The 26,169-nt window shown below is 37.3% G+C and carries 23 protein-coding genes, 1 pseudogene and 1 other annotated feature; of the genes and pseudogenes, 6 read left to right on the forward strand and 18 right to left on the reverse strand.

Annotated features, from left to right (window positions below; all coding sequences use genetic code 11):
• Positions 1 to 39: 39 nt before the first annotated feature.
• The 3 genes from yhaM to MHB44_RS18540 are packed head-to-tail and all read right to left on the reverse strand — an operon-like array spanning position 40 to position 5,080.
• On the reverse strand, positions 40 to 975 hold the full coding sequence (gene yhaM, locus MHB44_RS18530; RefSeq protein ID WP_341300362.1) for a 3'-5' exoribonuclease YhaM: 936 nt from the start codon (positions 973 to 975) through the stop codon (positions 40 to 42).
• The gene (locus MHB44_RS18535; RefSeq protein ID WP_341300363.1) at positions 972 to 3,860 is read right to left on the reverse strand and encodes an AAA family ATPase; all 2,889 of its coding nucleotides are present in this window, start codon (positions 3,858 to 3,860) and stop codon (positions 972 to 974) included. The genes yhaM and MHB44_RS18535 overlap by 4 nt, the downstream gene beginning before the upstream one ends.
• A gap of 5 nt (positions 3,861 to 3,865) precedes the next feature.
• A complete protein-coding gene (locus MHB44_RS18540; protein ID WP_341300364.1) occupies positions 3,866 to 5,080 on the reverse strand; it encodes a DNA repair exonuclease in 1,215 nt (404 codons plus the stop codon).
• 255 nt (positions 5,081 to 5,335) lie between these two features.
• On the opposite strand from MHB44_RS18540, the gene MHB44_RS18545 reads away from it, so the two are divergent.
• Positions 5,336 to 5,521 carry a YhzD family protein gene (locus MHB44_RS18545; RefSeq protein WP_341300365.1) on the forward strand — a complete coding sequence of 62 codons (186 nt, stop codon included), beginning with the start codon at positions 5,336 to 5,338 and terminating at the stop codon, positions 5,519 to 5,521.
• 50 nt (positions 5,522 to 5,571) lie between these two features.
• Here the strand turns inward: MHB44_RS18545 and MHB44_RS18550 are convergent, their stop codons facing one another.
• Entirely contained in the window at positions 5,572 to 6,354 is a 783-nt protein-coding gene (locus tag MHB44_RS18550) for an enoyl-CoA hydratase (RefSeq protein WP_341300366.1), read from the reverse strand.
• Between the two features lie 138 nt (positions 6,355 to 6,492).
• Between MHB44_RS18550 and MHB44_RS18555 the strand changes: the two genes are divergently transcribed.
• Positions 6,493 to 7,464, forward strand: a complete 972-nt coding sequence (locus MHB44_RS18555) for a rhodanese-related sulfurtransferase (RefSeq protein WP_341300367.1) — start codon at positions 6,493 to 6,495, stop codon at positions 7,462 to 7,464.
• A gap of 86 nt (positions 7,465 to 7,550) precedes the next feature.
• On the opposite strand, the gene MHB44_RS18560 is transcribed toward MHB44_RS18555, so the two are convergent.
• Positions 7,551 to 9,203 (reverse strand): FAD-binding dehydrogenase, encoded by a 1,653-nt coding sequence (locus MHB44_RS18560; RefSeq protein WP_341300368.1) that lies wholly within the window; start codon positions 9,201 to 9,203, stop codon positions 7,551 to 7,553.
• 399 nt (positions 9,204 to 9,602) lie between these two features.
• Positions 9,603 to 9,848 (forward strand) — a binding site (T-box leader).
• A gap of 154 nt (positions 9,849 to 10,002) precedes the next feature.
• On the opposite strand from MHB44_RS18560, the gene serA reads away from it, so the two are divergent.
• Together serA and MHB44_RS18570 are read left to right on the forward strand one after the other, a co-directional pair.
• Positions 10,003 to 11,610, forward strand: a complete 1,608-nt coding sequence (gene serA, locus MHB44_RS18565) for a phosphoglycerate dehydrogenase (RefSeq protein ID WP_341300369.1) — start codon at positions 10,003 to 10,005, stop codon at positions 11,608 to 11,610.
• A gap of 78 nt (positions 11,611 to 11,688) precedes the next feature.
• Positions 11,689 to 12,156 carry an 8-oxo-dGTP diphosphatase gene (locus MHB44_RS18570; RefSeq protein WP_341300370.1) on the forward strand — a complete coding sequence of 156 codons (468 nt, stop codon included), beginning with the start codon at positions 11,689 to 11,691 and terminating at the stop codon, positions 12,154 to 12,156.
• Positions 12,157 to 12,282: 126 nt separating this feature from the next.
• Here the strand turns inward: MHB44_RS18570 and MHB44_RS18575 are convergent, their stop codons facing one another.
• From MHB44_RS18575 to MHB44_RS18595, 5 genes are all read right to left on the reverse strand, one after another.
• Positions 12,283 to 13,071, reverse strand: coding sequence for an HAD family hydrolase (locus MHB44_RS18575; RefSeq protein WP_341300371.1), 789 nt, complete (start codon positions 13,069 to 13,071; stop codon positions 12,283 to 12,285).
• Positions 13,072 to 13,172: 101 nt separating this feature from the next.
• Positions 13,173 to 14,261 carry an ABC transporter ATP-binding protein gene (locus tag MHB44_RS18580; protein WP_341300372.1) on the reverse strand — a complete coding sequence of 363 codons (1,089 nt, stop codon included), beginning with the start codon at positions 14,259 to 14,261 and terminating at the stop codon, positions 13,173 to 13,175.
• Positions 14,262 to 14,332: 71 nt separating this feature from the next.
• Positions 14,333 to 14,587 carry a DUF3006 domain-containing protein gene (locus MHB44_RS18585; protein ID WP_341300373.1) on the reverse strand — a complete coding sequence of 85 codons (255 nt, stop codon included), beginning with the start codon at positions 14,585 to 14,587 and terminating at the stop codon, positions 14,333 to 14,335.
• Entirely contained in the window at positions 14,574 to 15,743 is a 1,170-nt protein-coding gene (locus MHB44_RS18590; RefSeq protein WP_341300374.1) for an MBL fold metallo-hydrolase, read from the reverse strand. The genes MHB44_RS18585 and MHB44_RS18590 overlap by 14 nt, the downstream gene beginning before the upstream one ends.
• Before the next feature lie 174 nt (positions 15,744 to 15,917).
• A complete protein-coding gene (locus MHB44_RS18595; protein ID WP_341300375.1) occupies positions 15,918 to 17,423 on the reverse strand; it encodes a coproporphyrinogen III oxidase in 1,506 nt (501 codons plus the stop codon).
• A 180-nt stretch (positions 17,424 to 17,603) separates the two neighbouring features.
• Between MHB44_RS18595 and MHB44_RS18600 the strand changes: the two genes are divergently transcribed.
• Positions 17,604 to 17,984, forward strand: coding sequence for a hypothetical protein (locus MHB44_RS18600; RefSeq protein WP_341303001.1), 381 nt, complete (start codon positions 17,604 to 17,606; stop codon positions 17,982 to 17,984).
• A gap of 38 nt (positions 17,985 to 18,022) precedes the next feature.
• Here the strand turns inward: MHB44_RS18600 and MHB44_RS18605 are convergent, their stop codons facing one another.
• The 4 genes from MHB44_RS18605 to MHB44_RS18620 form a co-directional block, all read right to left on the reverse strand.
• Positions 18,023 to 18,931: a copper amine oxidase N-terminal domain-containing protein gene (locus MHB44_RS18605; protein ID WP_341300376.1), complete on the reverse strand. Its 909-nt coding sequence runs from the start codon at positions 18,929 to 18,931 to the stop codon at positions 18,023 to 18,025.
• A 127-nt stretch (positions 18,932 to 19,058) separates the two neighbouring features.
• Positions 19,059 to 19,724 carry a ribonuclease H family protein gene (locus tag MHB44_RS18610; RefSeq protein WP_341300377.1) on the reverse strand — a complete coding sequence of 222 codons (666 nt, stop codon included), beginning with the start codon at positions 19,722 to 19,724 and terminating at the stop codon, positions 19,059 to 19,061.
• Positions 19,725 to 19,825: 101 nt separating this feature from the next.
• A complete protein-coding gene (locus tag MHB44_RS18615; protein ID WP_341300378.1) occupies positions 19,826 to 20,173 on the reverse strand; it encodes a YlbF family regulator in 348 nt (115 codons plus the stop codon).
• 16 nt (positions 20,174 to 20,189) lie between these two features.
• Positions 20,190 to 21,332, reverse strand: a complete 1,143-nt coding sequence (locus tag MHB44_RS18620) for a DUF445 family protein (RefSeq protein ID WP_341300379.1) — start codon at positions 21,330 to 21,332, stop codon at positions 20,190 to 20,192.
• 186 nt (positions 21,333 to 21,518) lie between these two features.
• Here MHB44_RS18620 and MHB44_RS18625 point away from each other — a divergent pair, with 186 nt between their 5' ends.
• The gene (locus MHB44_RS18625; protein WP_341303002.1) at positions 21,519 to 21,722 is read left to right on the forward strand and encodes a YheE family protein; all 204 of its coding nucleotides are present in this window, start codon (positions 21,519 to 21,521) and stop codon (positions 21,720 to 21,722) included.
• Between the two features lie 289 nt (positions 21,723 to 22,011).
• Here the strand turns inward: MHB44_RS18625 and MHB44_RS18630 are convergent, their stop codons facing one another.
• The 4 genes and pseudogenes from MHB44_RS18630 to MHB44_RS18645 form a co-directional block, all read right to left on the reverse strand.
• On the reverse strand, positions 22,012 to 22,920 hold the full coding sequence (locus tag MHB44_RS18630; RefSeq protein ID WP_341300380.1) for a hypothetical protein: 909 nt from the start codon (positions 22,918 to 22,920) through the stop codon (positions 22,012 to 22,014).
• 143 nt (positions 22,921 to 23,063) lie between these two features.
• Entirely contained in the window at positions 23,064 to 23,591 is a 528-nt protein-coding gene (locus MHB44_RS18635) for a VanZ family protein (RefSeq protein ID WP_341300381.1), read from the reverse strand.
• A 1,083-nt stretch (positions 23,592 to 24,674) separates the two neighbouring features.
• Positions 24,675 to 25,427 (reverse strand): annotated as a pseudogene (locus tag MHB44_RS18640) (transposase).
• 9 nt (positions 25,428 to 25,436) lie between these two features.
• A complete protein-coding gene (locus MHB44_RS18645; RefSeq protein WP_053995172.1) occupies positions 25,437 to 25,832 on the reverse strand; it encodes a hypothetical protein in 396 nt (131 codons plus the stop codon).
• Between the last annotated feature and the right edge of the window lie 337 nt (positions 25,833 to 26,169).

Genomic DNA, 26,169 nt, shown 5'->3' on the forward strand with positions numbered 1-26,169 from the left:
ATAAGGCTACTAAGGAAGCTTCTTAGTAACCTTTGATTTCTAAATTTTTGGTTTATAGAAGGAACGATTATCGAGTGGGAAAAGTCGCTCTGTAAATTCACCTGATGTTGTTTTTCCTAATGCTCTTGTTAGCATATTCATCTTTGCATCAATATTGTCAATATAATGTAAGATTTCTGCTTCCTGTAGCATTGGTTTTTTCGGGCTGCCCCATTCTTCCTTACCGTGGTGAGACAATACCATATGTTGTAACAGCATAACCTCTTCACCTTCTATATCTAATTCGCTCGCAACCTTCGCAATTTCATTGACCATAATCGTAATATGCCCCAATAAATTACCTTCAACTGTATACATGGTTGCCACTGGTCCTGATAATTCAATCACTTTTCCAATATCATGTAAAATAATGCCTGCATATAATAAATCACGATTAAGCGTTGGATATAAATCCGCGATCGCTTTACCTAGCCTTAGCATAGTTACCATATGATCTAATAAACCCGATGCATAGTCATGATGATTTTTAGTGGCAGCAGGAAACACTAAAATTGCCTCCTGATGCTTTTTAATGGCAGCTCTTGTAATACGTGAAATATTAGGATTTTTAATGTCAAAGAAAAATTGTGTTAATTCTTCATAAAGCTGTTCCTTTGGCGTTGCTGAGGATGGCACTAAATCATGGATTGCAATCCCTTCCTCTGGCTTTGCGACACGAATTGATTTAATGCGTAATTGATTTTTTCCTCGATAGTCATGGATTTCTCCACCAACACGTACAATTGCTTCAGCATGATACATATTTTCATGCTCTTCATTTGTGTCCCATAGCTTTGCCTCAATATCGCCACTTTTATCTTGTAAGATCAGCGACATAAATGGCTTTCCAACTGTTGTAATTCCTTTTGTTGCCTGTTTAATTAGTAAATATTGGTCAACTGGCTCTCCTGCTTGAAGCGTTGTAATGCCTTTCATGTCGACGCCACTCCCCTTTCATTTGCTAGTGCTGCTATATCAATAATTTGCTCTTTCTGCCAATGTCTAAGCATTGTATCATGGCAAGTAAAATATAAAATTTGGCGTTCATATCCTACTTCTTTCATTAATTGTACCATTTTGTCTGTACGGTTTCGATCAAAATGAACAAATGGATCATCCATTATTAGTGGAAACGGAGCAGAAGTTATCAATGTTTTGGCAAGTGCCATACGCAAAGCAATATAGGCTTGCTCTTTTGTTGCCTGCGATAATTCAACCATTTGATAACGCAATCCTGCAACATCTTGCGCCATAAAGTAGCCTTCATCGTTAATCGATAGCCTCTCATAACGGCCACCTGTTAGTGATTGGAATACCTCATTTACCTTGGCTAAAACATGCGGTAATTTTTCTTCTCGAAGGCGAAACAATGTTTCATGAATAGCTGTTGCCACAGCTTTTTTAGATGCCCACTGCTCCACAAGCTGCTGCAACTGTGCTTTTTCTTGTTCAAATTGTTGAAGTAATTGTCCATAGGTTTCATCATTTAATAGCTGGTCTTTTTGAAATTGTAATGTGGCACGTTGCTCCAGGCATTGGTCTAGCTCCTGCTGCACCAAGTTTTGCTCCTGCTCTAAAACAAGGATATCTTCCATAACAGACACCTCTTGTAATTCCTCTTGGGTAGAAAGGTTCAAGGCTGCTAACTGATTGTGAATTGTTTGAAGCTCTGTTGTAATTTTTTTCTGCTGCTCAAATTGTTCATGTACTTCATAATATGCTTGTTCATTTTGCACATTTGCAGCACTGAATAACTGAGTGATATCAGCCACATAGCTCTCTATACGTGACTGTATCCCCTCTATTTTTATCTGAAGGCTCGCTAGTTGCTCATTCGTTTGCTGTACCTGCTGTTGACTTTGCTGTGCTTCGAGATAGGCTGTGCGTAAATACATATATATTTCTTGCTCACTGTATGCCCCTTCTACAACCTGCTGTAGCTGTTGATAAAGTATTTGCTTTTCTGCCTGCACTGCTTGCAGAAGGTGATAGGTGCTCGCTTTTTTAGCTGCTAGTTCCTGCACAGTGCGAATTCGTGTAAACAATTCCGGCATTAATGTGGTAGCTATAGCCCCCTGTAATCGATAGCGTTTTAAAAATTGCTGCAATACTTGGGTAGCTTCCTCGCTGACCATTTCAGCCTGCTGAATTTTGTATTCAAGCTGCGCATATTGCTGCTCCTTTTCTTGTTGTTGCTCATTTACATGTAGCCAGCGATCCTCAAATCTTTGTTTCTTTACAAGTATAGCCTGAGCCTTTGTTTCCACCTGCTCTAGCTCTCGTATAAGCTGATTATGCTCTCTACTAGGTGGCCCATCAGTCCCTTTACTATATTTTGTAAATAAAATAATAAGCACTGCTACTACTATACCAATAATGGTCACAATCATATTTTTTTCCATCACACCATAAATAGTTGCTAAAAGTCCAATAACACATGCAAGCCATATCACATAATGTGACTGCTGCTGTTGGGCACGTTGCCATTTGTCAGCACGTAATTGCTCAAGTTGATGTTTCTGGCGTGGCCACTGTGTTAAAATATGTTCCTCCTCCTGTGTTAATGACTCTTGCTTGAGTCGTTGCTGTTGCTTTACCATATTGTCTAAATCAATATGAACCTGCTCCATTGAACGCAAATAAAATTGCTGCTCCGTCTGTGCCTCCTCCAATATACTTAGCTGCTGCTGAAATTGCTCTTCCTGCTGCAATGAAACGGTTTCTTCAAGGAGTACTTCCCGTGCCCCTTCTTCCTGCACGCCTAATAAACGAAATTGTGCTTCAATTTCTTGCTCAAGCAAATAAAGATCATCTTGTAAATTTTGTGCCTTCACGATGAGTTGATGCCATGTCGCCTCTTTTTGCATGAGTAGAGCCATTTCATGGACTGTTTGTTCATCCACTGTAGCGAATAGTTTATGCTGTAATGCTTGGTATTGCTCCTTTAATTGCTTCAGTTGCTGACGTTCATGCAAAAGGCGGTCCTTTACTTGCTCATAGCGTCTAATGCCTTCTGCTGGAAACTGAATATGCGGCTCATTCGCGAGTGCTTGCTGTAGCACCTGCTGTTGCTTGATCAGCGGTAATGCCTGCTTTTTGACAGTGAGCTGCTGCCACTGCTGCTGTTGTAATTGCTGTGTATGATAGAGCTGCTCTAGTTTTTGCTCAAGTGCCTGTAATTGCTGTAATTTATCCTCAAAAGTTCGAATTTTTACTTGCTCCTGCTTAATCGTTCGTTCAAGCTGCTTTAATTGCTCAATCTTTTGGTTTATCACTGGCACTTTACCTGTTTTTTTAAAGAGTTCACCAGCCTCTTTCTCCATTTTCTTTTCCAAGGCTGATAAATGCTGAATCCCTGTCGTTCCGGAGGCAAGTAGCAAATGTGTGAGCTCCTCCTCTGACATTTTTTCGATTCCTTGTAGCTCATGCAACGAAAAAGAAAAAATGGATTCAAAGGATGCTTTGGAATAACCATATAACAGCTTTGCTAATAATTCCTCCTGTCCAGTTGTGCCATCCTCTAAATACACCGTGACATCCCCTATAGCCTTTCCTTTCACACGCTCAATTGTGCAGTGACCATACAGTGGATGTGATAATGTAAGCTGGCCCCCATATTTCGTCGATACTTTTGGTTCATATTTACGCTGTAGCTGCTGTCTTGTTGGAAAACCAAAGAGGATTTGTAAAATAAATTGTTGAATGGTCGTTTTCCCTGCCTCATTCACACCATAAAAAATAGTGACACCATCGTTTAAAGAAATGGTGATATTTTCATGCTTACCAAAGCCATAAATGTGGATTTTTTGTATTGTCAGCATGCTGTTCACACCCTTTGGATTTCTTCTACTAGTAATGCCTGAGCATTGTTCACTAATTGTTTAATATCCTTTTCAGTTAAAGGATCAATCAGCCGAGCGCCACCCGCATATTGGTACAAATCCTTTAAAATATCCTTCCATTCATTGCTATCCCACTGCTCCATTAGATTCTCAACAGATTGGGTAATAGCTGTATGGTTATCTAATCGAGCAGACTTTTGCACTATTATTTTTTGCACCCAGCACATAGGCTCTAGTCCTTCCTCCGCCTCTCGAATTGTCTCTACCCATGCATCTACTGTTGCATGTTCAAATAAAGCCTCTGTTTGTTCATCAATCTGTTGTAAATGTAGTTCTACTACTGATGCCCCGTATTTTATCCGATGAGCAGCAATTGCTTCGGCACATTTATTTAGTAATTCATTGGCATGTATGACATTCGCACACTCTACCGCTATTGTGCTATAAACAACCGCAGAGGTAGGGGAAAACTTGAGTTCAGTAGCGTTTTGGGATAATGTTACATCATAAAAGCCCTTTATCCCTTGTTCATTGCGATGGCGACTCTGAATATTACCTGGATAAACAATGGGCGGCTCCTGATGTAAAAGCTGACGCTTATGAATATGGCCCAATGCCCAATAATGATAGTTTTTATCAAGTAATTGCTGCTTGGTGAAAGGCGCGTACATGGCATGGGAGGTATCACTTGCCTCGCTGCCATGAAGCATCCCAATATGAATCACCTGCTGATCTTGTGCAATTGGGTATGTGTCAATCATCGACTGCTTTAAATGACGCTGATCATAGCTAAAGCCGTAAATATTAACTTGCTGATCGCGAATTTTTAATTGGACTACACTTGTCTCCGATGGTAGCTCATAGACATTACTTGGCAAAGCAAATCGTGTCCATGTACCATTTAAGTGATCATGATTACCATAGCTAATAATCACGGGGATATTATGCTGAAAAAGTTTTTCCATAGCATCCTGAAACCTTCGTTGTGCTTGCAAGCTTCGATTTTCGCCATCATAAATATCTCCTACAATCAGTAGAAAATCAGGTTTCTCTTCAATCGCCTTGTGAATAATTTTATCAAAGGCATCAAAGGTACTGGACCGAATTTTTTTAAAAATATGTTCAGGTAAACCAAATAAACCTTTAAATGGACTATCTAAATGTAAATCTGCCAAATGAAAAAAACGAATTGCTGACATTCAATCACCCCAACTATTGACCACTTTGTGAGTTACTATAAAACCCTAATAAAAGAGGTCTCTTATAAAATCGAATATTTGTTCTATTTTACCATATTTCTTGCTGAATGGAAAATGTTTTACCTCTAAGAATACCTTTGCCTTACTTTTTCCACAATTTTCGTAATTTATCAAAAAATTCACTAGTTTTATCGTGAAGTTTAGAAATCTTCTATGTATAATAGAACTATATTTAAGTAAAAAGGTGGGGTTTGTATGGAGAATTATCGTTTTACAGCTTTTGAAAAAACAGGGGAAACATTGTTTGATGAAACATGGACATTTGAAAATGATGAGGCTGCTAAAGTAAATGGACAACAGCAAATTGAAGAAAAAGGCGTTGCTGAAAAAACTCATCGTCTTGTTAACTCTTCAGGGAAATTAATTTTATTCCATGTTTAGTGACTGGTAAAAGGCACGTAGTAAATGTTGCTACGTGCCTTTTACTATCGTTATTTTCCAATAAAGGCTGGCGTTCTTTTCTCTACAAACGCATGGATACCTTCTAAATGATCTGTCGTTTTACGCATAGCAGATTGTCCTTCCGCTTCCAATGCCAGGATACTTTCTAGCTGAGGTAAATTTTGAGCATGTAGAATTTTTTTCGTTGTAATCATCGCAGCAATAGGCGATGCAAGCATTTTTCCAACAAGCTGATCCGCCATAGCAAATACCGTGCCATCCGGTGCCATATAATCAATTAACCCTACGTCCAATGCTTCCTTTGCTGTTAGTACCTTTCCTTCCCAAATCATTTGTTTAGCTTTTACAGTACCCACACGCTCCTTCATAAAGAAATGACCGCCGCCATCTGGAATAAGCCCTATACCAATGAAGTTCATTGCTAGCTTGCTATTTTCACATGCTACAACTATATCTGCCCCTAACGTTAGACTAAAGCCCAATCCTGCCGATGCACCATGAACTGCTGCAATAACAATCATTGGTAGCTGATAATAGGCCTTGACAATACGTGTAAGATAGGTCATTGCTTCGTCAATATCTAGGGGATTGTCTTTATCAAGCATTGCCTTAATATCGCCACCTGCTGAGAAAACCTTTCCTTCCCCACGAATCACCAGCACCTGTATATCCTGCTCCCGCTGTAGTGCCTCAAAGCATTCTGCAAGCTCACGCATCATTATCCCATCCATTGCATTCATCGCCTGTGGTCGATTCAATGTTAGTGTTGCACGGCGCTCTAATTTTTCTAGTGTAATTGTTGAAAATTCCATCTCATTACCCCCAATATGAATAGTCATTCACTATATATTATTCGTGTTTTTTTAGAAAACTCCTTCTAACCTACGCAAAATTACGCTTGTTATGCTATATTAAAGGACGAATATTGTTATAAAGGTGGTTTACGTATTTTGGCACAAAAAGACTATCGTGTATTGCTTTATTATAAATATGTTACGATCGAAGACCCTGAAGCATTTGCTGAAGAGCATTTAGCATTATGTAAAGAAATCGGGCTTCTTGGTCGTATTTTAGTAGGACATGAAGGAATTAATGGTACAGTTTCAGGGACAATCATGCAAACAGATGCCTATATGCAGCATATGAAGGCAGACCCTCGTTTCAGCGATATAATGTGGAAAATGGATGAGGCTGAGGGACATACCTTCAAAAAAATGCATGTACGTCCTCGCCATGAAATTGTTCATTTAGGCTTAGAGCAGGATATTAATCCATTGGAGATCACAGGTGATTATTTATCGCCTAAAGAATTTATGGTGCAAATGCAGGGAGAAGATACCGTCATTATTGATGCACGTAATGATTATGAATATGATTTAGGTCACTTCAAAGGTGCAATACGCCCTGATATTGAAACCTTCCGTGAACTACCAGCTTGGATGGAGAAGCATAAAGAGGCATTTGCTGATAAAAAAATTCTAACCTATTGCACAGGCGGCATTCGCTGTGAAAAATTCTCGGGCTGGTTAAAGCGGGAGGGCTATGGCAAAAGTGTAGGTCAATTACACGGGGGAATTGCTACATATGCTAAAGACCCTGAAGTAAAAGGCCAGCTTTGGAATGGAAAAATGTTTGTCTTTGACCGTCGTCGAAGTGTGCCAATTAATCAAGTAGAGCATGTTATTGTTGGCAAGGATTATTTCACAGGAGAGCCTTCTGAGCGTTATATCAATTGTGCAAATCCTGAATGTCATAAATTAATACTATGTGAGGAAAAGCACGAGAATTTTTATATGCGTAGCTGTTCAGATAACTGTCGCCGTGCACAACGCAACTTCTTTGTTGAAGAAAACGGTTGGACAAAGGAACAAATTGAGGCGCAAATCGCTAAAATTGCCGAGGTGCAAAACGTATCTTCTTAGCGCTTGTTTTTTTGAAAAAAGTGATCAGTTCTTATAAAATATAATGAAAAAGAGCATCGTTTTGGTGAACGATGCTCTCTTTTCTACTATAATTGCTGTGATAAATAGCGCCCTACCTGTCGTCCGCTAAATAAACAACCTCCTACAAATGTACCCTCTAAAGCCCGGTAGCCATGCACACCACCGCCACCAAAGCCGCTTACTTCCCCAGCAGCGAATAGCCCTGAAATAGGCTGACCATCCATCCCTAATACAGCGCCATCTAAATTTGTTTGCAAGCCCCCTAATGTTTTCCTTGTTAAAATATTTAATCGTACTGCAATTAATGGCCAGTTTTTAGGATCTAAAATTTTATGAGGCTTGGCAACACGCACCAATTTATCGCCAATGTACTTTCTTGCCCCATGAATAGCATTTACTTGTAAATCCTTTGTAAATTTATTATCCATTTCTCGATCTCTTGCTAGAATTTGCTCTTTAATCTTCATAAAATCAAGGAGCTCATTGCCCGCTAGCTTATTCATTCCAGTAACAAGATCCTTTAAGTCATTGGCAATTACAAAATCTTCACCATGCTTTTTAAATGCCTGAATAGGTGCGGGCGGACCTGGCAATATACGCTTTAGCACATCGCCAATGCTTTTATTTGTTAGATCAGGATTTTGTTCTGAGCCTGATAGTGCAAATTCTTTCTCAATAATTTTTTCAGTTAAAATAAACCATGAATAATCATAGCCTGTTTTTTGAATGACTTCTAAGGTGCTCAGCGTGTCAAAGCCTGGGAAATTAGGTGCATGAAAGCGATTCCCCTCTGCATCAAACCATAGCGAAGAAGGGCCAGGTAAAATGCGAATGCCATGATTCGGCCAAATAGGATCCCAATTTTTTAATCCCTCTGTGTAATGCCACATGCGATCACGATTGACAATACGTCCACCAGCATGCTCTGTAATCTCTAGCATTCTACCATCTACATAGGCTGGGACACCACATACCATATTTTTAGGTGGTGTACCGAGCCGAGCTGGCCAATTTTTGCGTACTAAATCAAAATTGGCCCCAATCCCGCCACTTGCCACAATAACAGCATGTGCTTCATAGGAAAATTCCCCCACCCCAAGTCTTGAGCTTTTCTCACCTCGATTAACAAATGTTTCTGCAAGCACAGTTCCACTAATGCCGATGATTTGCCCATTATGCTGAATAAACTCATCCACCCGATGCCTAGGCTTAAAATCAATTAAACCTTCTTTGATTGCCTGTTGTACTTTATCAGCAAAAGGCTTTACTATACCAGGTCCTGTTCCCCAAACAATATGGAACCTTGGCACTGAATTGCCATGTTCCCCCGCTAATGAACCGCCTCTCTCTGCCCATCCAACGACTGGAAAAAATTTAATACCCTTTGACCTTAACCACTCATATTTTTCACCAGCAGCAAAATCAACATAGGCTCTTGCCCATTTATATGCCCAAGAATCCTCATCCTCTAAACGGTCAAAGCCTGCTGTTCCGAGCCAATCCTGCCATGCTAGCTCCCTGCTATCTTTAATACCAAGTCTTCGTTGCTCAGGAGAATCTACTAAAAATATCCCCCCAAATGACCAATATGCCTGTCCCCCCATTGAATTTTCAGACTCTTGATCGACTAATAGTACCTTTTTCTTTGCATCGACTAGCTCACAAGCTGCAACTAAACCTGCAAGCCCTGCACCAACTATTGCAACATCATATGTCATTCATACACCCCCATATCAATTGTCCTTCACTAACATTCTGTTTTGGCAGCTTGTTTACCTCCTTTTCATTTTATTTGTCTAAAATGTGACAAACAAAATGTTCGCTTTCTCTCTATAAACGATCGAATATTAGCATAAATTATCTATTTTATTCCATTTAATTACCAGCTGTTTTTTAGCCCTCAACTTCTTTAAAGCCCGATATCATCAAATTTTATAAATAACGTGAACGCTTACATTGTGCGTCCCAAAAAGACGAACATTAAGTCAAATATATAATAAAATTGTTCGCTTATAGTTATTTTTCAGACTCTTGAAGTCAATATTTTTAAAGTTTTTTAGAAATATCGTTGACAAAGGTGAACATTAGGGATTATGATGTTAACAAATTTAATCATCTGAAATATCATGACGGAGACATACTAATCGCAAGAAAATCCTCAGAGAGCTGATGGTTGGTGTAAATCAGTGATTTCTACGATACTAGTTCCACTCCTGAATAGATAGGCTGAACAATGCTCAGTAGGTCTATCCGTCCCATGCACGTTACGCATATAGCTAAGACTGCAAGAATGCTTTTTCTAGCAGTGATTAAGGGTGGTACCGCGAAAGCCAATGTTGTTGATTCAGCCTTTCGCCCCTTACAACACATTCACTGTGTTTGTAAGAGGTGAAAGGCTTTTTATATTGTTATTGATCTGGAAAGGGGACTGTTTGTATGTAATAAGATGTTCGAATTTTCTCACTGTTGTAGATAAAAAACCATAAAACATTTTTATATAAAAGGAGCTAATTATAAATGATAACTGCTACAAAAACAATTAACGTATTTATTGCTGATCCACTAAGTGAAGATGGTATTTTCCCATTACGTCAAGAGCAAGAGTTAGATTTAAACATTATTGTAGATACTGGCTTAGCACCAGAGGAATTACTGACGAAAATTGCTGATGTAGATGTGTTGCTAGTACGATCTCAAACAACTGTAACACGTGAGGTAATTGAAGCGGCAAAAAACTTAAAATTGATTGGTCGTGCGGGTGTTGGTGTCGATAATATTGACCTTGCTGCCGCTACTGAGCATGGCATTATCGTGGTCAATGCACCAGATGGTAACACAAACTCTGCGGCTGAACACACAATCGCTATGATGACTTCACTTGCTCGCCATATTCCACAAGCTTTTAATACGTTAAAAAACGGAAAATGGGATCGCAAATCCTATGTTGGCGTAGAGCTAAAAAATAAAACATTAGGTGTTGTAGGCTTCGGTCGCATCGGTGTTGAAGTGGCTTATCGTGCAAAAGGTCAACGTATGAATATTATGGCATACGATCCTTTCCTAACAGATGAACGTGCAAAAGAATTAGGAGTTACAAAAGCAACGGTTGAAGAAATTTGTGCAGCAGCAGATTTTATTACGGTACACACACCGCTTCTTCCTGAAACACGCAATCTTATTAATAAAGATAAATTTGCATTGATGAAAGACGGTGTACGCCTTATTAACTGTGCACGTGGTGGTATTATTAACGAGGATGATTTATATGACGCTATCGTCGAAGGCAAAGTAGCAGGCGCAGCTCTTGATGTCTTTGTTTCTGAGCCAGCAACAGATCATAGACTGCTTACTTTACCACAAGTTATTGCAACGCCTCACTTAGGGGCATCTACAATTGAGGCTCAAGAATCTGTAGCAGTTGATGTATCTAATGATATTATTAAGTTTTATAAAACAGGTACTGTGACAAACCCTGTCAATATGCCATCAATTCCAAAAGAAAAGCTTGCACAAGTAGAGCCTTTCTTTGAATTAGCAGAAAAGCTTGGCTCATTCCTATCTCAAGTAACAATTGAGCCTGTAAAGGAAATCAACCTATCTTATGCTGGTCAAGTGGCAAACTATGATGTACGACCATTAACTTCAAATGCATTAAAAGGCTTACTATCTAAAAATCATGGTAATCATGTCAATGATGTCAATGCTCGTTATTTATCTGAACGTATTGGCATCAAAATTAATGAGCATAAAACAACAACTGCAAAAGGCTTTACGAGCTTAATTACAATTGAAATTATTACAGCAAACGAAACGCATACAGTCGCTGGCACATTATTAAATGGCTTAGGCGCACGTATTGTCAAAGTAGAAGATTATGTCGTGGACGTGATTCCACAAGGTCACCTGCTGTACATTAAGAACACTGACAAACCAGGTGCAATCGGCCGTGTAGCAACAAAGCTTGCAGAAAAAGAAATTAACATCGCCACAATGCAAGTTGGTCGCGCACAGGTTGGCGGTACTGCTGTTATGATGCTCACAGTTGACAATCTTGTGACTGAAGAGGACCTAGCATTTGTTGCACAGCTAGAAAATATTGATGAAGTAAAAGCGATTAACCTATAATAGCTATCACAATAAGCAGAGAGTCCTCCACTCTCTGCTTATACTTTTTCTTTACTATTACTAACAAGGAGCATACTAATGACGAAAATTGATTTATTTACAATGTGTATCATTCAAGATGGTGAAAAAATATTATTATTAAATAGACCAAGTCGAAAGGGTTTCCCTGGATACATAGGCGCTGGAGGGAAAGTAGATTTTCCTGAAAGCTTAACCGAAGCAGCTATACGTGAAGTTTGGGAAGAAACAGGTCTAACAGTTAAAGATTTAGTTTACAAAGGGCTTGATGAATACGTGGATCCCCAGAAAAATTATAGATATATGGTTTTTAACTATTTAGCAAAATCCTTTGAAGGAACATTACTCAAAAATCCTCCAGAAGGCGAATTATTATGGGTCCCTATTCATGAAGCCTACGATCTTCCAATGCAACCTTGGTTTAAAAGAAGATTACCATTGTTTTTTGAAGAAGGAACATTTGAAATTTATGAAGTTTGGGATAAGGATGAGCAAAATACAATAAAAGAGTCTGTTAAAAAACTATAAAATATATACCATCAGCAAAATCAAAAATCCGCATAGCCCTTCTACTGAAATGAAGAGCAAAGCGGATTTTTACTGTTGAGAATTATAAACTCTTATAAAGTTTTTTCAGACCATAACATGCTTTATTTATAGTGTATCAATCAATTCTAATAATGCCGTTAAAGAATCAACCTCATAGGTAGGAGTCACAGCACCATTTGCCACATTATTTTCACGATTAATCCATACATTTCGCATACCTACGCGAGAAGAGCCTAAAATATCCGTATTCAGATTATCGCCAACCATTATTGCATCGTCAGCCGTAATCCCTGCCTTCTCCATAACATGCTCAAAAATGGACGCATCTGGCTTTCCTTTACCAAAGTCCCCAGAAATAATAATATGATCAAAATAGGGTGCGATTTCTGGCGTAATTTCTAGCTTTAAGTTTTGTAAGCTTGGTGCGCCATTTGTCAGCAAGACAAGCTGATACTTTCCTTTTAGTTTATCTAACACTGTAAATGTATCTTCGTATAAAAACGGTGACACTTTACGCTCTGCCACAAAACGCTCCCCTAGCTCTGCACCAAGCTCCGCATCATCAATACCAAGAGCAGCCAAACCCTTTGTCCAAGCAGCTGCACGATAGGCTGGTGCAATTCCCTTCAATTTTTGGAAGGAATCAGTTGGGTCATCAAAGGACCCCCACAGACCCTCAAATGGATTGATGCCAATTAATACCGTATAATTATAGGTCTCATAGCCCTCGTATAACGCACGTGCCTCTTTACGTACGGCTTCCTCTAATTCACCAGCATTGATATTATGTATTGTTGCTGCATAATCACAAGTTCGCTCAAATGCTGTTTTAACTGATTTTTTATCCCATAGTAATGTATCATCTAAATCAAAAATAATTGTGTTAATGCCCATTATGTCCGCTCCTAGCTTCACATTGATACATCTATTTTAGCATATTTTCAAAATATTTAGCATAACAAATTAGCCTTTACGCTGCACTCCCTTATCAATGCCTATACACTAAAAATTCTCTGCTCTGTTTCTTTATTGAAGAAATGAGCCTTATCCATATTAAATTGTAAGGCAATCGAATCATCCGCTCTAAATTTTTCAGTAGTATGGAGCTTGACAATTACAGGATTACCATAAAAATCACAGTAGAGCACCGTCTCAGAACCTATCATTTCTGATACAGTGATAGTTGCATTATAGGTTTCCTTCTCCAACTGCCCATGCCAAATATCCTCTGGACGTATTCCAACCACTAGTTTTTTCTGTAAGTAGCCCTTGTCTGACAGTAGTGACACATCTTCAGGATTGATTTTTAATAGGATGTCATTTATTTGAAGACCAGTAGCAGTTAAGATACCGGTGAAAAAATTCATCGGTGGTGAACCAAGAAAATCTGCGACAAAAATATTTTGTGGTTTTTCATATACTTCATGCGGTGTTCCGATTTGCATAATTTTCCCATTATTCATTACAACGATTCTCGATGCCATTGTTAACGCCTCTGTTTGGTCATGCGTGACATAAATTGTAGTTGTTTGCAAGCGCTTATGAAGCAGAATAATTTCTGTGCGCATCTGCATTCGTAGCTTGGCATCTAAATTTGACAGAGGCTCATCCATTAAAAACACTTTTGCATCCCTTACAATGGCTCGACCTAATGCGACTCTTTGTCGTTGCCCACCAGACAAAAAATCTGGCTTCTTATTTAGATACTTTGTTAAATCCATAATTTCCGCAATACGCGCTACTCTTCTATTAATCTCTTTTTTAGCTACTTTTTGTAACCTCAAGTTAAATGCTATATTGTCATAAATACTCAAATGAGGATAGAGTGCATAGTTTTGGAATACCATAGCGATATTACGATCTTTAGGCTTTAGCTGATTGACAAGCACCTCATCCATTAATAATTCACCAGATGAAATTTCTTCTAAACCCGCTATCATTCTTAAAGTTGTTGATTTTCCACATCCTGATGGTCCCACAAGCACAATAAATTCCTTGTCCCTTACTTCTAAATTAAAATCTTCCACAGCGTTTGTGCCATCACCATATGTTTTATAGATATGCTTTAATTGTAAATGTGCCATCTAGCCCCTCCCTAAGTAATCATCAAGTTAAATGCGTACCATGAGCAGTACACATTTGACCAATATTCTTTCTAGTTACGGTTCGTTCTTTTGCGCAATTTGTCCATTAAGTGCTGCATATTTGCTCTTCTCTGCTCTGTTTCCTCTTTTAATATGTCAATATAGTAGAACCCATCAACTTCTTCTATCTGCACACGGGCGCCCACCTCTACAGGCTTGTTCATGGCTGACTGTAAAATAATCAGTTGTTCTTCTTCATCTGGATACTTTAAAAAAACCGCATAGCCATCTTCTATACGATCTAACGTGTATTTAGTCGAGTTCACTGATAAGTTCTCCTTTCTCATTTCGTAATTGTGCAGCATCTCCACTGTTTAACCAAATCTGCTTAGTAGTCCATTTTAAATAATTTTGCTGCTCTTGGGCCTGAGTGCCACTTGTAACATAAATGGTTTTACCTGGCTGTAATGATATATTAGGAAAATTAAAAACTTGATTCCCTTCTATTGAAATCAACTGCCAATCCTTTAAAGATACTGTTTGTTGCCCATTATTTTTAATTTCTACTATTTCCGACACTAAGTCTTTACTAATAATATCAATAGCTGTTGCCGGGGCTGCTGTTTCTACCTTGTATGCCTCCTCATCGTTTACGGCATAGTTTACCCCATCTGTTGACACAATAATCGTTCCTGCTTCAGCAGTAGCATAGACTTTACTATCAACTGCCTGCAAACGCTCCATTACTTCAGCATGTGGATGTCCATATTTATTATCCTGCCCATAGCTTAATATCGTGACCTTAGGCTTTACAGCTTGAATAAAATCCATCGAGCTACTTGTATTAGAGCCATGGTGGCCAGCCTTCAGCACAGTTGCTCTTATATCATATTGGAGCATCTCTTTTTCTAATGCGACACCAGCATCTCCTGTTAATAAAAAGGAGACATTCCCATATGTAATTTTTAATACAATAGAGGCATCATTATTATCTGCTGCATATTCATCAGCATTGAGTACCTTCACAAGTAAATCCTTATCAAAGTCAAGCATATCACCCGTTTTTGGCACATGATAAGGAATATTTTTTTCATCAACCAACGTTAACATTTCTTCAAAGGTTTGCGAAGTATGTACCTTACCTGAATCATAAAATTGTTCAATCGGAACAGTATTTAATACAGGAATCAATCCGCCAATATGGTCAGCATCAGGATGGGTTGCAACGACTATATCAAGCTTATTTACACCAAGCCCCTTTAAATAAGCAACAATTTCTTGTCCTGCTCCTTTCACACCTCCATCAACAAGCATTGTTTTACCATTTGGCGACTCTATTAAAATTGAATCCCCCTGTCCTACATCAATAAAGTGAACACGCATATCGTGACCAGCTGTGACAGGAATTTTCTCTGTTTTCATTGCCTCTGTACAACCTGCTACTAAAAAAACACAAAGCAACACTATGATTATTTTTTTCATTGACTAACGCCCCTTTTCTTTTTCTATTATACAAAAAGAGAGCTAACCATGGAGGTAGCTCCCTTATTCTTTCAGCAACGGTACGCCATAATACTGTCTACTCACAAACATCAACACTACTGTTAACGAAGAACCCTAAGCTGTTCTTCATCTAGTAGCTATTATTACTTTATTTTATACTTTATATAACTCGTTCAAAAGCTCAATCTTTTTCCCAATAGCCTCTTCAAAGGTCATAATATAAGCAGCAGGATCTTTCGGGTTATGGAATTGTGTAATTTTCCCTGTCTCGGGCTGAACAAATTTTGAGGATGCCCCACAGCCAATTCCTAAGATTGTCTGCACTTCTTCCATAATAACAATATTATAGATACTTTCTTCTCCCGCTTTACTATAGCCGACATTTTCTAAATTACCTAAAATATTTTTTTGACGATATAAATAGTATGGAACATAGGCATTTTCTTTTGTCCAAAGCTGTGCCATTTCCATCATTTCAGCAACCGTATCACGATCGGCTACTTTATATTTATCCTTATTGCGTGTCATCTCCGACGCACGTTTAAATGAAAGCGTATGAACAGTTAATGACTCAGGCTGCATCTTAGCCGATTCCTCTAATGAATGTTGGAATTCCTCAATCCCTTCATTCGGTAACCCAATAATAAGGTCCATATTAATATTGTTCATACCTGATTCTCTTGCAAGCCAGAACTTATCAATCGTTTCCTGAACCGTATGATGACGACCAATTGCTTTTAATGTTTCATCTGTATAAGATTGCGGATTTACGCTAATACGATCAATGCCCCATTTTTTAAGTACCTCTAATTTTTCAGGTGTAATGGTATCTGGTCTTCCTGCTTCCACTGTCACCTCTCGAATTGTTTCAGGGTTAGGGAATGATTCATACATTGTTTGATATAAGGCATCCATTTCATCGGCCTCAATCGAAGTTGGTGTACCGCCACCCCAATAAATAGAGGTAATCTTCATCTGATTGTCCTTCAGCCATTTGCCCATTTCGCGCAATTCAATATGCAAGCCATCTAAAAAAGTCGTAACACGTCCTTGCTTACGATTACTACCAATCGCATAGGCTGGGAATGTACAATAGGCACATTTTGTCGGACAAAATGGAATACCAATATAAACACTAATCTCTTGTCCAATATGGTCTATATCAGGAATGGTTACTAATTGACGGTTCACAATTTCCTTTAATAGCGCCACCTTCTCCTCAGATAGACGAAAATCTCGAATTAATAGTTTCGCAATTTCTTGCTCGCTTTTACCCGCTTTTCTAAATTTATGATAAAGCTTAGTTGGGCGCACTCCTGTTAAAATACCCCATTGCTGATGCATCCCTGTATGCTGTTCAAGAACATCTAAAAATACATGTGACAAAGCACGTTTTATGCGAATGTTTAATTCACGATCAGTTGCTATGGTTTCATATTGTATGCTGTAATCATTTGTATATTGTTTACCGTCTACAGTTAATACTGCTCTTGTAGCTATAGAAAAGTCATCTCTAACCTGATACTCAAATGAAGCGGACATCTCTGCCTCATTTGGCTCTACCTTTAGCTTAGAATCCTCAAAAAATAAATTCGCTATATGATTTAATACGCGAATCCAATCCTCAGGATATTTTTGATCTATGTGAATAATTTTCATATTTTTTCGCTCTCTTCTTTCCTTTTCCTTATTCCAAATCTGTTGCAGACTTAAGTTTAACAAATTTTATTGACTTTAAGCAAAACAACGATAATAATCATAAATAACAGAATATTCAGTTTTTATAGACAAACTATTTTTTTCTTATTATAATTTTTAAAAAGGGTGGTGTTGATAGTGATGATTTTAAAAAATAATCGTACGCCCGTTTCAAATTTTAACCAACATGTAGAAGTCGTATTTCAAAATTTTGATTTAGAACGCTGTGATGAAAAAACATTATATATCGCCGTAGTATTGAAACATGGTACACATCAAGTTGTATGTGACTTTATCTATATTATTGATCAGCAAGAAATTTATGGTGCTATCTCTATCAACAAGCACTATGAAAAGGTTAGAGAATTTGTTCATCAACACTTCCAGCAGTTTTTATTGTATTCAGATGAAATGAAACTAGCTAAAAAATTTATGCATACTCATTCTTTTAAGCAATGCCTTCAACAATTTGCTAAAAAGTATCCTACAATTATTTCCTCGAAAATAATTTCAGCCATATAAAAAGTATGCCAGCGATATATGGCATACTTTTTTACGCATTATTTTAAATAATCGCTTATCCATTCAACAGGTATATATGTTTTTGCATCTCGCAAGGTAGGCGCTACTTGTAATGCATGCGATGCTTTATTATAATGAAATATTTTTTCATCATGTGTCATTGTATAAGAGACATCATCTTTTGTTAGGATCACCTTTTTCCCTACTGCTTCCACTTTATAGCCAAGCTTTTCAGCAATTGGGCGTAGTGGAACCATTTTTACGCCTGCTACTTCATAAAAATCTGAAGCAATGATCGCATCAATATCCACCTCTACTGATTTTGCCGTACTTTCGTCAGTATCATCCAAAACAATCACTTTTGATGGCGTTGTTTGCGCTGGAATACTTTTAGTGGAAGCCGTATAGAACACAATGAGATGCTTCTCCGCTAAATCTTTTGACGCTACCTTCTCACCCTTAGCATTTAACAATATTGTTTCCTCTCCAATATTTAACTTCAACATATTGTACGTATTTGTTAAATCTTCAAAGAAATAATCAACTTCCACAAAGCCCACTTGCTCTGACTCTACAATTACAACATCAGGGTTGAACTGTGGTGGATAAATATATTTTTGCGGCTTATTGGCAAATGTATAAGCAACTACCTTGTCTCCTTCTTTAAGTTTCACCTTTTTACCAGTATTATCGAATACAAGCGTATCGTTTGTGATTTCTAAAACATTTGTTTGCTCGCCATCTTTCACTGTGTAATATGTAATCTTTTCACCAGCATGTATTTTCTCAACAGTACCATGTGTGTCATGAAAAATATGCACTGGATCAATTTGAATTTGGGGAACCTCTGTTTCAGTAGTAGGCTCATTTGCTGAAGCTACTGGTACTACAACACTTCCCAATAATAATGCAGTCATCGCTGCAGGTGCGAATTTTTTAATATACATAAAGTCTCTCTCCTTATTATCTGAATTCATAGTAGTAGTAGCTTTAAAATGGAAAAAGTTTCATTGAAAACAGATAAACATCATAAAAGAGGTGAATTTAGCATCCCTCTTATCACCTCTTATTCAGCTAGGAGTCCTTGACAATTTCACTCGTGCTAGTAATATCGATACCATTTAAGGCTTGAGACGCAAGTCGATCTGTCTCTGTATTATCTTTGCGTGAGATGAGCTGATATTCTGGCTGGATGGCAAGTTGTGCTAGCTTGGCATCAATTTTATCTGCCCAGCTTGCTAGTTCCTTTTCCATTGCTGGCCATTCCCCATTTAGTTGATTGATAACCACCTGTGAATCACCTATAAAGCGTACAGGTAAATGGTGGACATTTAATAATTCCAGCTCTACTAAGCCTAAATAAAGTGCTGCATATTCTGCCTCATTATTTGACTTAAGCTCAGATGAAAAGGCATTTTTTCTTAAACGATAAGGCTTGCCATTTTGTTCATAATAAATAGCGCAACCTAGCCCTGCCTGCCTTGTCCCACGATCAAAACCGCCGTCAAAATAAACAGCAATATTATGCGGCTCACTAGCGATTTCTGTTAAATAGGCTTTTAACTCCTTTAATGACCAGCTTGTATCCTGTCGATCAATACAGCATAATGACTTTACTCGTCCTGTTTTCTCCATATCCTCTGCAAGTAACAGTGCTTGTGCAGCAGGCATTTCTTCTGAACGTAAAACCGCTGTAGCTCCTTTCGGTGTTTTATAAGTCCATTCAATAATGACATTCATAAACATAGCCTCCAATATAAAGTGAAAACGTGCTCCGACTCTTAGCGGATACACGTTTTTCTCTTACTTGTTATATGTGCATTTCTTACAACAATTATTCCTTATTGAAGCCCCTCATAGAGACCTTGAATCGGTTTGATTAAAATGCGATTTACTTCTTCGATTACTTTACTTAATGTCATTTCTGCCTCAAGCATCGCTGAAATTTTTTCATTTTGTTGAGCAAGCTGCGCTGCTTTTTGCGCATAGACAAGCTCATCCTCCAATAAATCCTCACCCGCTAATTGTTTTTTCTGTAGCTCTATTTGGATTTTACGGAAGTTTTTAAAGACATTTAATGCCTCTTCATCATTCTTCACAACCTCCACCGCTGCTTGTAAAGCTTCAAATTCAGGTATCTTACGGAAAGTTGCCTCTAACGCATTAATGTCATTATAAATATTTATCATGTATACAATCCCCTTTTTAAATAAAGTAAACAATTAAGCCTTGCACAATCCCAATCAATCCACCAAGAACTGCACCTAATACCGTAATCATTTTAAATTCACGTTTGGAGATTCCTAATACAAGCTCCTCTAATTTTTCTACTGGGAAGGAATCCACCTGTTCTCGCACAACCTCTTGTAAATTTAAACGCTTAAGCACATCCTCTAGTTTTTCCTCTGCCTTTACAAAGCCCTTTTCAATGACTTGCGGAATTACTTGATGCTTTACCCACTCATTCCCCTGAGGCCAGTAATAGGAAATAGGTTGATTTAAACGCTTTTCAATGGCTAGTTGCTCTTTTACATACACCTGTAATTTCGCTAATAACGGCTCAAATTGAATGTCCTGCAAAAAGTCCATTGCTGGTCGATCTTTAAATTTTTCCCATTCTTGAGTAAATATCTTCGTTAGCAATGTTGAAGTGCCTGGGGCTTGTAAAAACTTCACAAGCTCCCGTTGAACTTTGCCAACAAGTGACGAGGAATCGCCTAAAAACATGCTAATCATACCACCAAAAGAGCCCTTTGTTGATAGAAAGTCATCCATCATGGCCTTAATTGTCATTTCGCCTTCAGGTGATAAAAAGTAATCCTCGCCCTTTTCTAAAATATGACCAACCGCTACAGGAATTTTTTCATCAATCGTTTGTTGAATATCAGCAGATAGCAGTGTACGAATTGATTTTGTAGATAGTGTATTCTTGACTGACGCAAATTGTCCCTCGACAATCGCCTCAACCTTTTGCTCAATCGTAGTTGGCATATGCGCAAATCCAGCTAGGTTTAACCAATCCTGAATCGTTTTATCATTTGTAAAGACGGTTTCTTCAACCTTTGTTTGCACAAGATGCTCTATCTTATCTTGAATATCCTTCGAGAAAAATTTCTTTCTAAAGGTTTCAGGTGTTAATAAATAATTCACCACCGTCAGTCCAAGCTGCCTTGCTAATTCATCACGCCTTTTTGGGATAAGACCTGGTGTAAATGGCAATCGCCAATTTTTAATATATATCGCTTTATATGGACGAAAAAGCATTTTAATGGCTAAGTGATTGGTTACGCCACCAATGGCAGCACCAATAAGCGCCATAAAAAGTAGTGTTACTAGAAAATTATCCATTTGCATCCTCTCATTTCACTTGTATTCATGCTTGACGTATTTTGTCGTCTTCTGCATACATTATAGCAGAGCAATGATTTCCAACGAAATAAATACCCCTTGCAAAATATAAAATATGAATAGTTGCAAATTCACCATTATCCTTGAATAATATAAACTACATATTTGTAGAAATGGGGTTTGATGATGATTCAGCATTTTAGCTTTAAACCATTGTTTGAAAATACACAGCTCCCTGGATGGACGATTTCTTTCTTCTATCAGCGTGAACGTTATGCAGCAGAATATTTAAAGGATGGCACGATCCAATGGACGGGACCTATTCCACCAAACGAGGAAGATGTAAAAAAAATGATTCACGAGCTGATGCTGTACCATGTTTATGATTAAAAGGTACTGAGCTAATTTCCTTTATAAGTATTTTAATGCATTTGGCTATGTGAAGACATCGTAAGGAAGTAGACTTCTATAATTTGGGAGTCTTTTTCTTTTTACGGTTTATCACCATAATTAAAAAATGTTAGAATCAATGTGCTGTTTCAAACGTAATCGAAGGAACAAATAGACTTCGTTTTGACAAAAAAAAACGGAGCGATAATAAACGCTCCGATCTGAAAAATACTGTCCTTAATCATACAAAGTAGGCTTTACAAGTATTTAAAACACTATCTTAAACTGATTAGTTATCACACTGATAAACTTTCCCCTCGCCTTTTGATCTTGGATATGCTCCTGTTGTATTAGTAATTCTGATTTGGGCATTTTGGAAATTATTATTCTTTCCTTGAAAGTAAACATCAAACGCTCCATTTGTAACAATTGGATTAGTTGTTGACCCCCAAACGTCATCCCCATACCAATGTTGCTTAACAATAGAATATATTACACTTGCATTTGATTGCCAGGTAGGATATGCGTCATTATACTGCGATCCGTCAATGTTGCCTACCCATTTAGTCATTGAAAAGGTATCAATACCATAGATTGTACCATACAGATAACTAAAAGAATAATCATCTTTCAAATTAAATCCACTATACATAGGTTGTACTATTGTACTCTTTTGAGATACATCTGGCGTTTCTAAAGCAACAACTTCTTTAGTCGCACTTTCCCGAATAACTTTGTACCCGCTCTTTTCAATATCATCAAGGGTAAAAACAATTTTAAAGCCATCAACATCTTTTACTACGTTAAAAGGAACAATTGAAATACCATCATTAACAAAATGTAGTTTTGCTAACACCGTAGTATATTCATCCTTCACCACACTGTCTCCTGTAAGAATTTCGAAAGATTGAATGGGTTCTTTATTATAAGAATCACGAAATTGTTGCCCAGATAAAACATACTCAATTTTTTCTTTTTCAACAGCATTTAATTTATTAATATCAATATCTGATGCTAAATTCGCGCGTTCATCAGATATTTGAGAATACACTTGAGTTGTACTTTCTTTCATCAAAGTGGATAAAAAATTAGATAAGAATTCCTCTTCTGGTATAGTTCTGTGAGAGGCAGCATCGGCAGTTAATGTTGTCAAAGAAAGAATTGCTAACATACAAATAATAGATATAATTCTTTTCATTTTTACTCATCCTTTCGATTAATATAATAGTAGATATGTGAGCGAATATCATCCTCTATATCACCTCTTTCTTTCTAGTACTTCATCATTGTGATCAGCAATAATGAAAAAATTTAAGGAATTCCTTAAAGACCATATTGGTGTTAATTATCTTCCCTTGAAGCGGGCGTCTTAGAGGAACATAGTAAGTATCCAATACAAACACCTAAAGTATTAAGCCATAAATCATCAATATCAAAACTACGGTAAAGTAGAAGTTGAATAATTTCTTTACCCACTGATAGAATACACCCAATAATCGTAATTTCTTTGAATTTATTTACTTTTTTAAATAATATTGGAATAAAAAAGCCGAAAGGGATAAATATTATAATATTACCTAGAAAATTAATGATAAAATAATCATAATAATGACGGTAAAAAATAGTTTCATATGTATCTTGAATCACCCTAAAAGGGATTAAATTGATGTTAAATCCAAAATTATTACTTATTATCCCAAATTCAACATTCCCAAACTCAAATTTAGGAATGATTGTCTGAGAAGCAAGTCCAACACAATAAACAATAAAGAAAAATAAAATTAATTCTTTTTTTAATTGAAATGATTTTCTCTGTACCCAAAATACAATTCCACGAATTATGATATATAAAACTGCTCCGATTATCATATAAGGTATCATATTTAAAATATATTTCATCATCTTTAATCAGCGAAGAAGCATCGCCTTTTCTCCTTTCAACTTTGATTTACTTTATCATTTTTTATTGTTTTAAAACCTTGGGGACAAGGAGTCGGCATTTTTAAATTAACTCAACTAAAAGATTCTAATACATGCCTAAAAACTAAAAAAGTAGGTACAAGATAGAAAAATTTCATTTAATTATACATATAAAAGTACGAAATTCCCTTAAAAGGAGTAAAAATTAAATTATTCTACAAATTACCTAGAGATTAAAAGGATTTTTATACATATATTAGAATATAATTTATCTTTAAATTTATTTTAATGTATTATATGTAAATTATAAACATTTTTTGTTCGACAATTTTCACTATTAATCGACTTTCTCTAGTTCATCATCATAAGTCATGATGACAAAATCACTGCTCTGTTTCCAAATGTAATCGAAGGAGCAACTGACAAACCGTATTCACATGCTACATCCGCGATGAAGCGTCCATGGTAACATTTTATAATTTCTCGCTGAAAAAACACTGTCGATGAACGGACAAGCTCCAATTCATAGTCAATGTAAAGGTAATACCACACTCTTGACAATGTTGGTACGAGACAAATAATGCCATCCAAAGCAACACAATACGCCAAATATAGTCATGATGATAGCAGCGCCATGAACAATCGTGACAAATCGTATTCACTTGACAAATCAGCCAAGCAATTTTTTATGAGTGAACGGTGACAAGAAACACAGTTGGTTCTTCAGTGGATGGTAGAGAGATTACAAAAAAAGAAGGTAACGGTAGCATCCTTTTGATAAACTTGAAGTACATTTGTCTAGATAACAATTACGATATGTAAGTTTGTTTCCGCTTTTATTCTACAGTTTCATAATAAAAATTTTGAATGAATACAAGGTTAACCCAAGTTACAGTGATGAATATCTTTTTCAAATAAAATATTTACTATAAAATAAAACCTTTTTCTTCAAACTATATTTAACCATACAAGATATAAATAGTTTGTTTTTCAAATAAAGTGGTTCTTCACCAAAAGTCGTGGGTGACAAAATCAGCGACCTGTTTCTAAACGTAAACAAAGAAATAAACGGTCTTCATTTCGATAGCCAAAACCTCGTCTTTTGATGAGCTTAATCTTATTATTCGTGCCTTCCATCATGCCATTTGATAGCGGTGAAATAAGGGTATTTATCAATGCTTTTTCACGTGTACTGAATGTTTTTGCGATTTTAGAAACGGCACTACACAGATGAAATTGATACCGTTTAAACCATTCTGTTAATCGTCGTTTTGCTTGTGTCATCGTTGTTGCTTTTAGTACATAGCGCATATGATTCAATGCTTGATAAATGTCTTTTGCAGGTAAAGCTTCCTAGTGCCACTTTGCATCAAACTCACGTTCTTCATCGGTTAATTGTTCAGGTTTTCGTGCCAAACAACGGTCAATGAATCGCGATTTATGATGCTTTTTGGCTTCTCCTAAATACCGTCGTCTTCGCTGCTGGGCATCGGTGAAAAATTGTACAAGATGAAAGTGATCCAGCACATGCATCGTAGTTGGATAAACGGCTTGAATTGCGTTCACCATCGCTGGAGCAAAATCACTGACCACGGCACGAATTGGACCTGTTACTTTCTGTAAAGCAGCGGTAATGGCGTCTTGATTCTGGTGAGGAACAATCGCCAAAATACGACCTGTGTCGGCATTTAAAACACTGGTCGCATAATGATGTCCTTTGCGCAAAGCGAATTCGTCTACACAGATCGTTGTGGCAATTTCCTCCGTTAATTCATTAGCTGCCAGCGAGTAATATCAACGCTCAACAGTCGTGTAGGGCAGTTCATATTCACGTGCGACATCAGCAATGGAGCGACCGAGGCAACGCCTTACAAGTTCTTTACGAAACATAGCCGAAGACGCTTGTACAATTCCTAAACCGAAGTCATAGGTAAATGTGAGGTCGCAAGCCACACAACGATGACGTGGAATCGCCATCTCAATCCAAATAAATCCAATGTGCCCAGCATAGCCATGACGAAAACGACGTAATGTTTGTGCGTGACGAATTGTTTTTTCCTGGCAAATAGGACATGGTACTGAATAAGCACCTACTGTCACAGGAAATACATTTGGTTCTTCGTCAGATGGAAAAGAAACTTCGATAAAAGATGGTAACGGTAATAGCATTTTGATAAACTTGGAGTACAAAGCGAAAACTCCTCTCGTGGTTTGTCTCGACAACAATTACGATACGAGAGTTTTCGCTTTTCTTCTATAGTGAAATGTAAAATTATTGAATTAATAGAAAATCAACCACGAGTTATGGTGAAGAACCAATAAAGTATCTATTCTTTACTTCTAAAATTACAATAATTTTATGGTGCTTTTGAAACTAGTCACCTTTAAATATTTTATTGCAAAACAAAGAAAAAAACGTTGTCAATATTTGTGTTTTCCTTGTAAATAACTTATGATTGAAATATCCAACAATTTTTAAAATCATAGGAGGTGTACACTTTGTTTACTTCCCTCATTTGGGCGGGAA

Origin of the sequence: Lysinibacillus sp. FSL H8-0500 (assembly GCF_038051955.1) — a bacterium.
Lineage (GTDB): Bacteria > Bacillota > Bacilli > Bacillales_A > Planococcaceae > Lysinibacillus > Lysinibacillus macroides.

Bases quoted from the DNA above. Each gene is read 5' to 3' on its own strand.
- MHB44_RS18625 (WP_341303002.1), top strand. From the start codon at position 21,519: ATGATTCAGCATTTTAGCTTTAAACCATTGTTTGAAAATACACAGCTC.
- MHB44_RS18600 (WP_341303001.1), top strand. From the start codon at position 17,604: ATGATTTTAAAAAATAATCGTACGCCCGTTTCAAATTTTAACCAACAT.
- MHB44_RS18630 (WP_341300380.1), bottom strand. From the start codon at position 22,920: ATGAAAAGAATTATATCTATTATTTGTATGTTAGCAATTCTTTCTTTG.
- MHB44_RS18620 (WP_341300379.1), bottom strand. From the start codon at position 21,332: ATGGATAATTTTCTAGTAACACTACTTTTTATGGCGCTTATTGGTGCT.
- MHB44_RS18545 (WP_341300365.1), top strand. From the start codon at position 5,336: ATGGAGAATTATCGTTTTACAGCTTTTGAAAAAACAGGGGAAACATTG.
- MHB44_RS18610 (WP_341300377.1), bottom strand. From the start codon at position 19,724: ATGAATGTCATTATTGAATGGACTTATAAAACACCGAAAGGAGCTACA.
- MHB44_RS18540 (WP_341300364.1), bottom strand. From the start codon at position 5,080: ATGTCAGCAATTCGTTTTTTTCATTTGGCAGATTTACATTTAGATAGT.
- MHB44_RS18615 (WP_341300378.1), bottom strand. From the start codon at position 20,173: ATGATAAATATTTATAATGACATTAATGCGTTAGAGGCAACTTTCCGT.
- MHB44_RS18550 (WP_341300366.1), bottom strand. From the start codon at position 6,354: ATGGAATTTTCAACAATTACACTAGAAAAATTAGAGCGCCGTGCAACA.
- MHB44_RS18635 (WP_341300381.1), bottom strand. From the start codon at position 23,591: ATGATAATCGGAGCAGTTTTATATATCATAATTCGTGGAATTGTATTT.
- MHB44_RS18575 (WP_341300371.1), bottom strand. From the start codon at position 13,071: ATGGGCATTAACACAATTATTTTTGATTTAGATGATACATTACTATGG.
- MHB44_RS18605 (WP_341300376.1), bottom strand. From the start codon at position 18,931: ATGTATATTAAAAAATTCGCACCTGCAGCGATGACTGCATTATTATTG.
- MHB44_RS18560 (WP_341300368.1), bottom strand. From the start codon at position 9,203: ATGACATATGATGTTGCAATAGTTGGTGCAGGGCTTGCAGGTTTAGTT.
- MHB44_RS18595 (WP_341300375.1), bottom strand. From the start codon at position 17,423: ATGAAAATTATTCACATAGATCAAAAATATCCTGAGGATTGGATTCGC.
- MHB44_RS18580 (WP_341300372.1), bottom strand. From the start codon at position 14,261: ATGGCACATTTACAATTAAAGCATATCTATAAAACATATGGTGATGGC.
- MHB44_RS18535 (WP_341300363.1), bottom strand. From the start codon at position 3,860: ATGCTGACAATACAAAAAATCCACATTTATGGCTTTGGTAAGCATGAA.
- yhaM (WP_341300362.1), bottom strand. From the start codon at position 975: ATGAAAGGCATTACAACGCTTCAAGCAGGAGAGCCAGTTGACCAATAT.
- MHB44_RS18570 (WP_341300370.1), top strand. From the start codon at position 11,689: ATGACGAAAATTGATTTATTTACAATGTGTATCATTCAAGATGGTGAA.
- serA (WP_341300369.1), top strand. From the start codon at position 10,003: ATGATAACTGCTACAAAAACAATTAACGTATTTATTGCTGATCCACTA.
- MHB44_RS18590 (WP_341300374.1), bottom strand. From the start codon at position 15,743: ATGAAAAAAATAATCATAGTGTTGCTTTGTGTTTTTTTAGTAGCAGGT.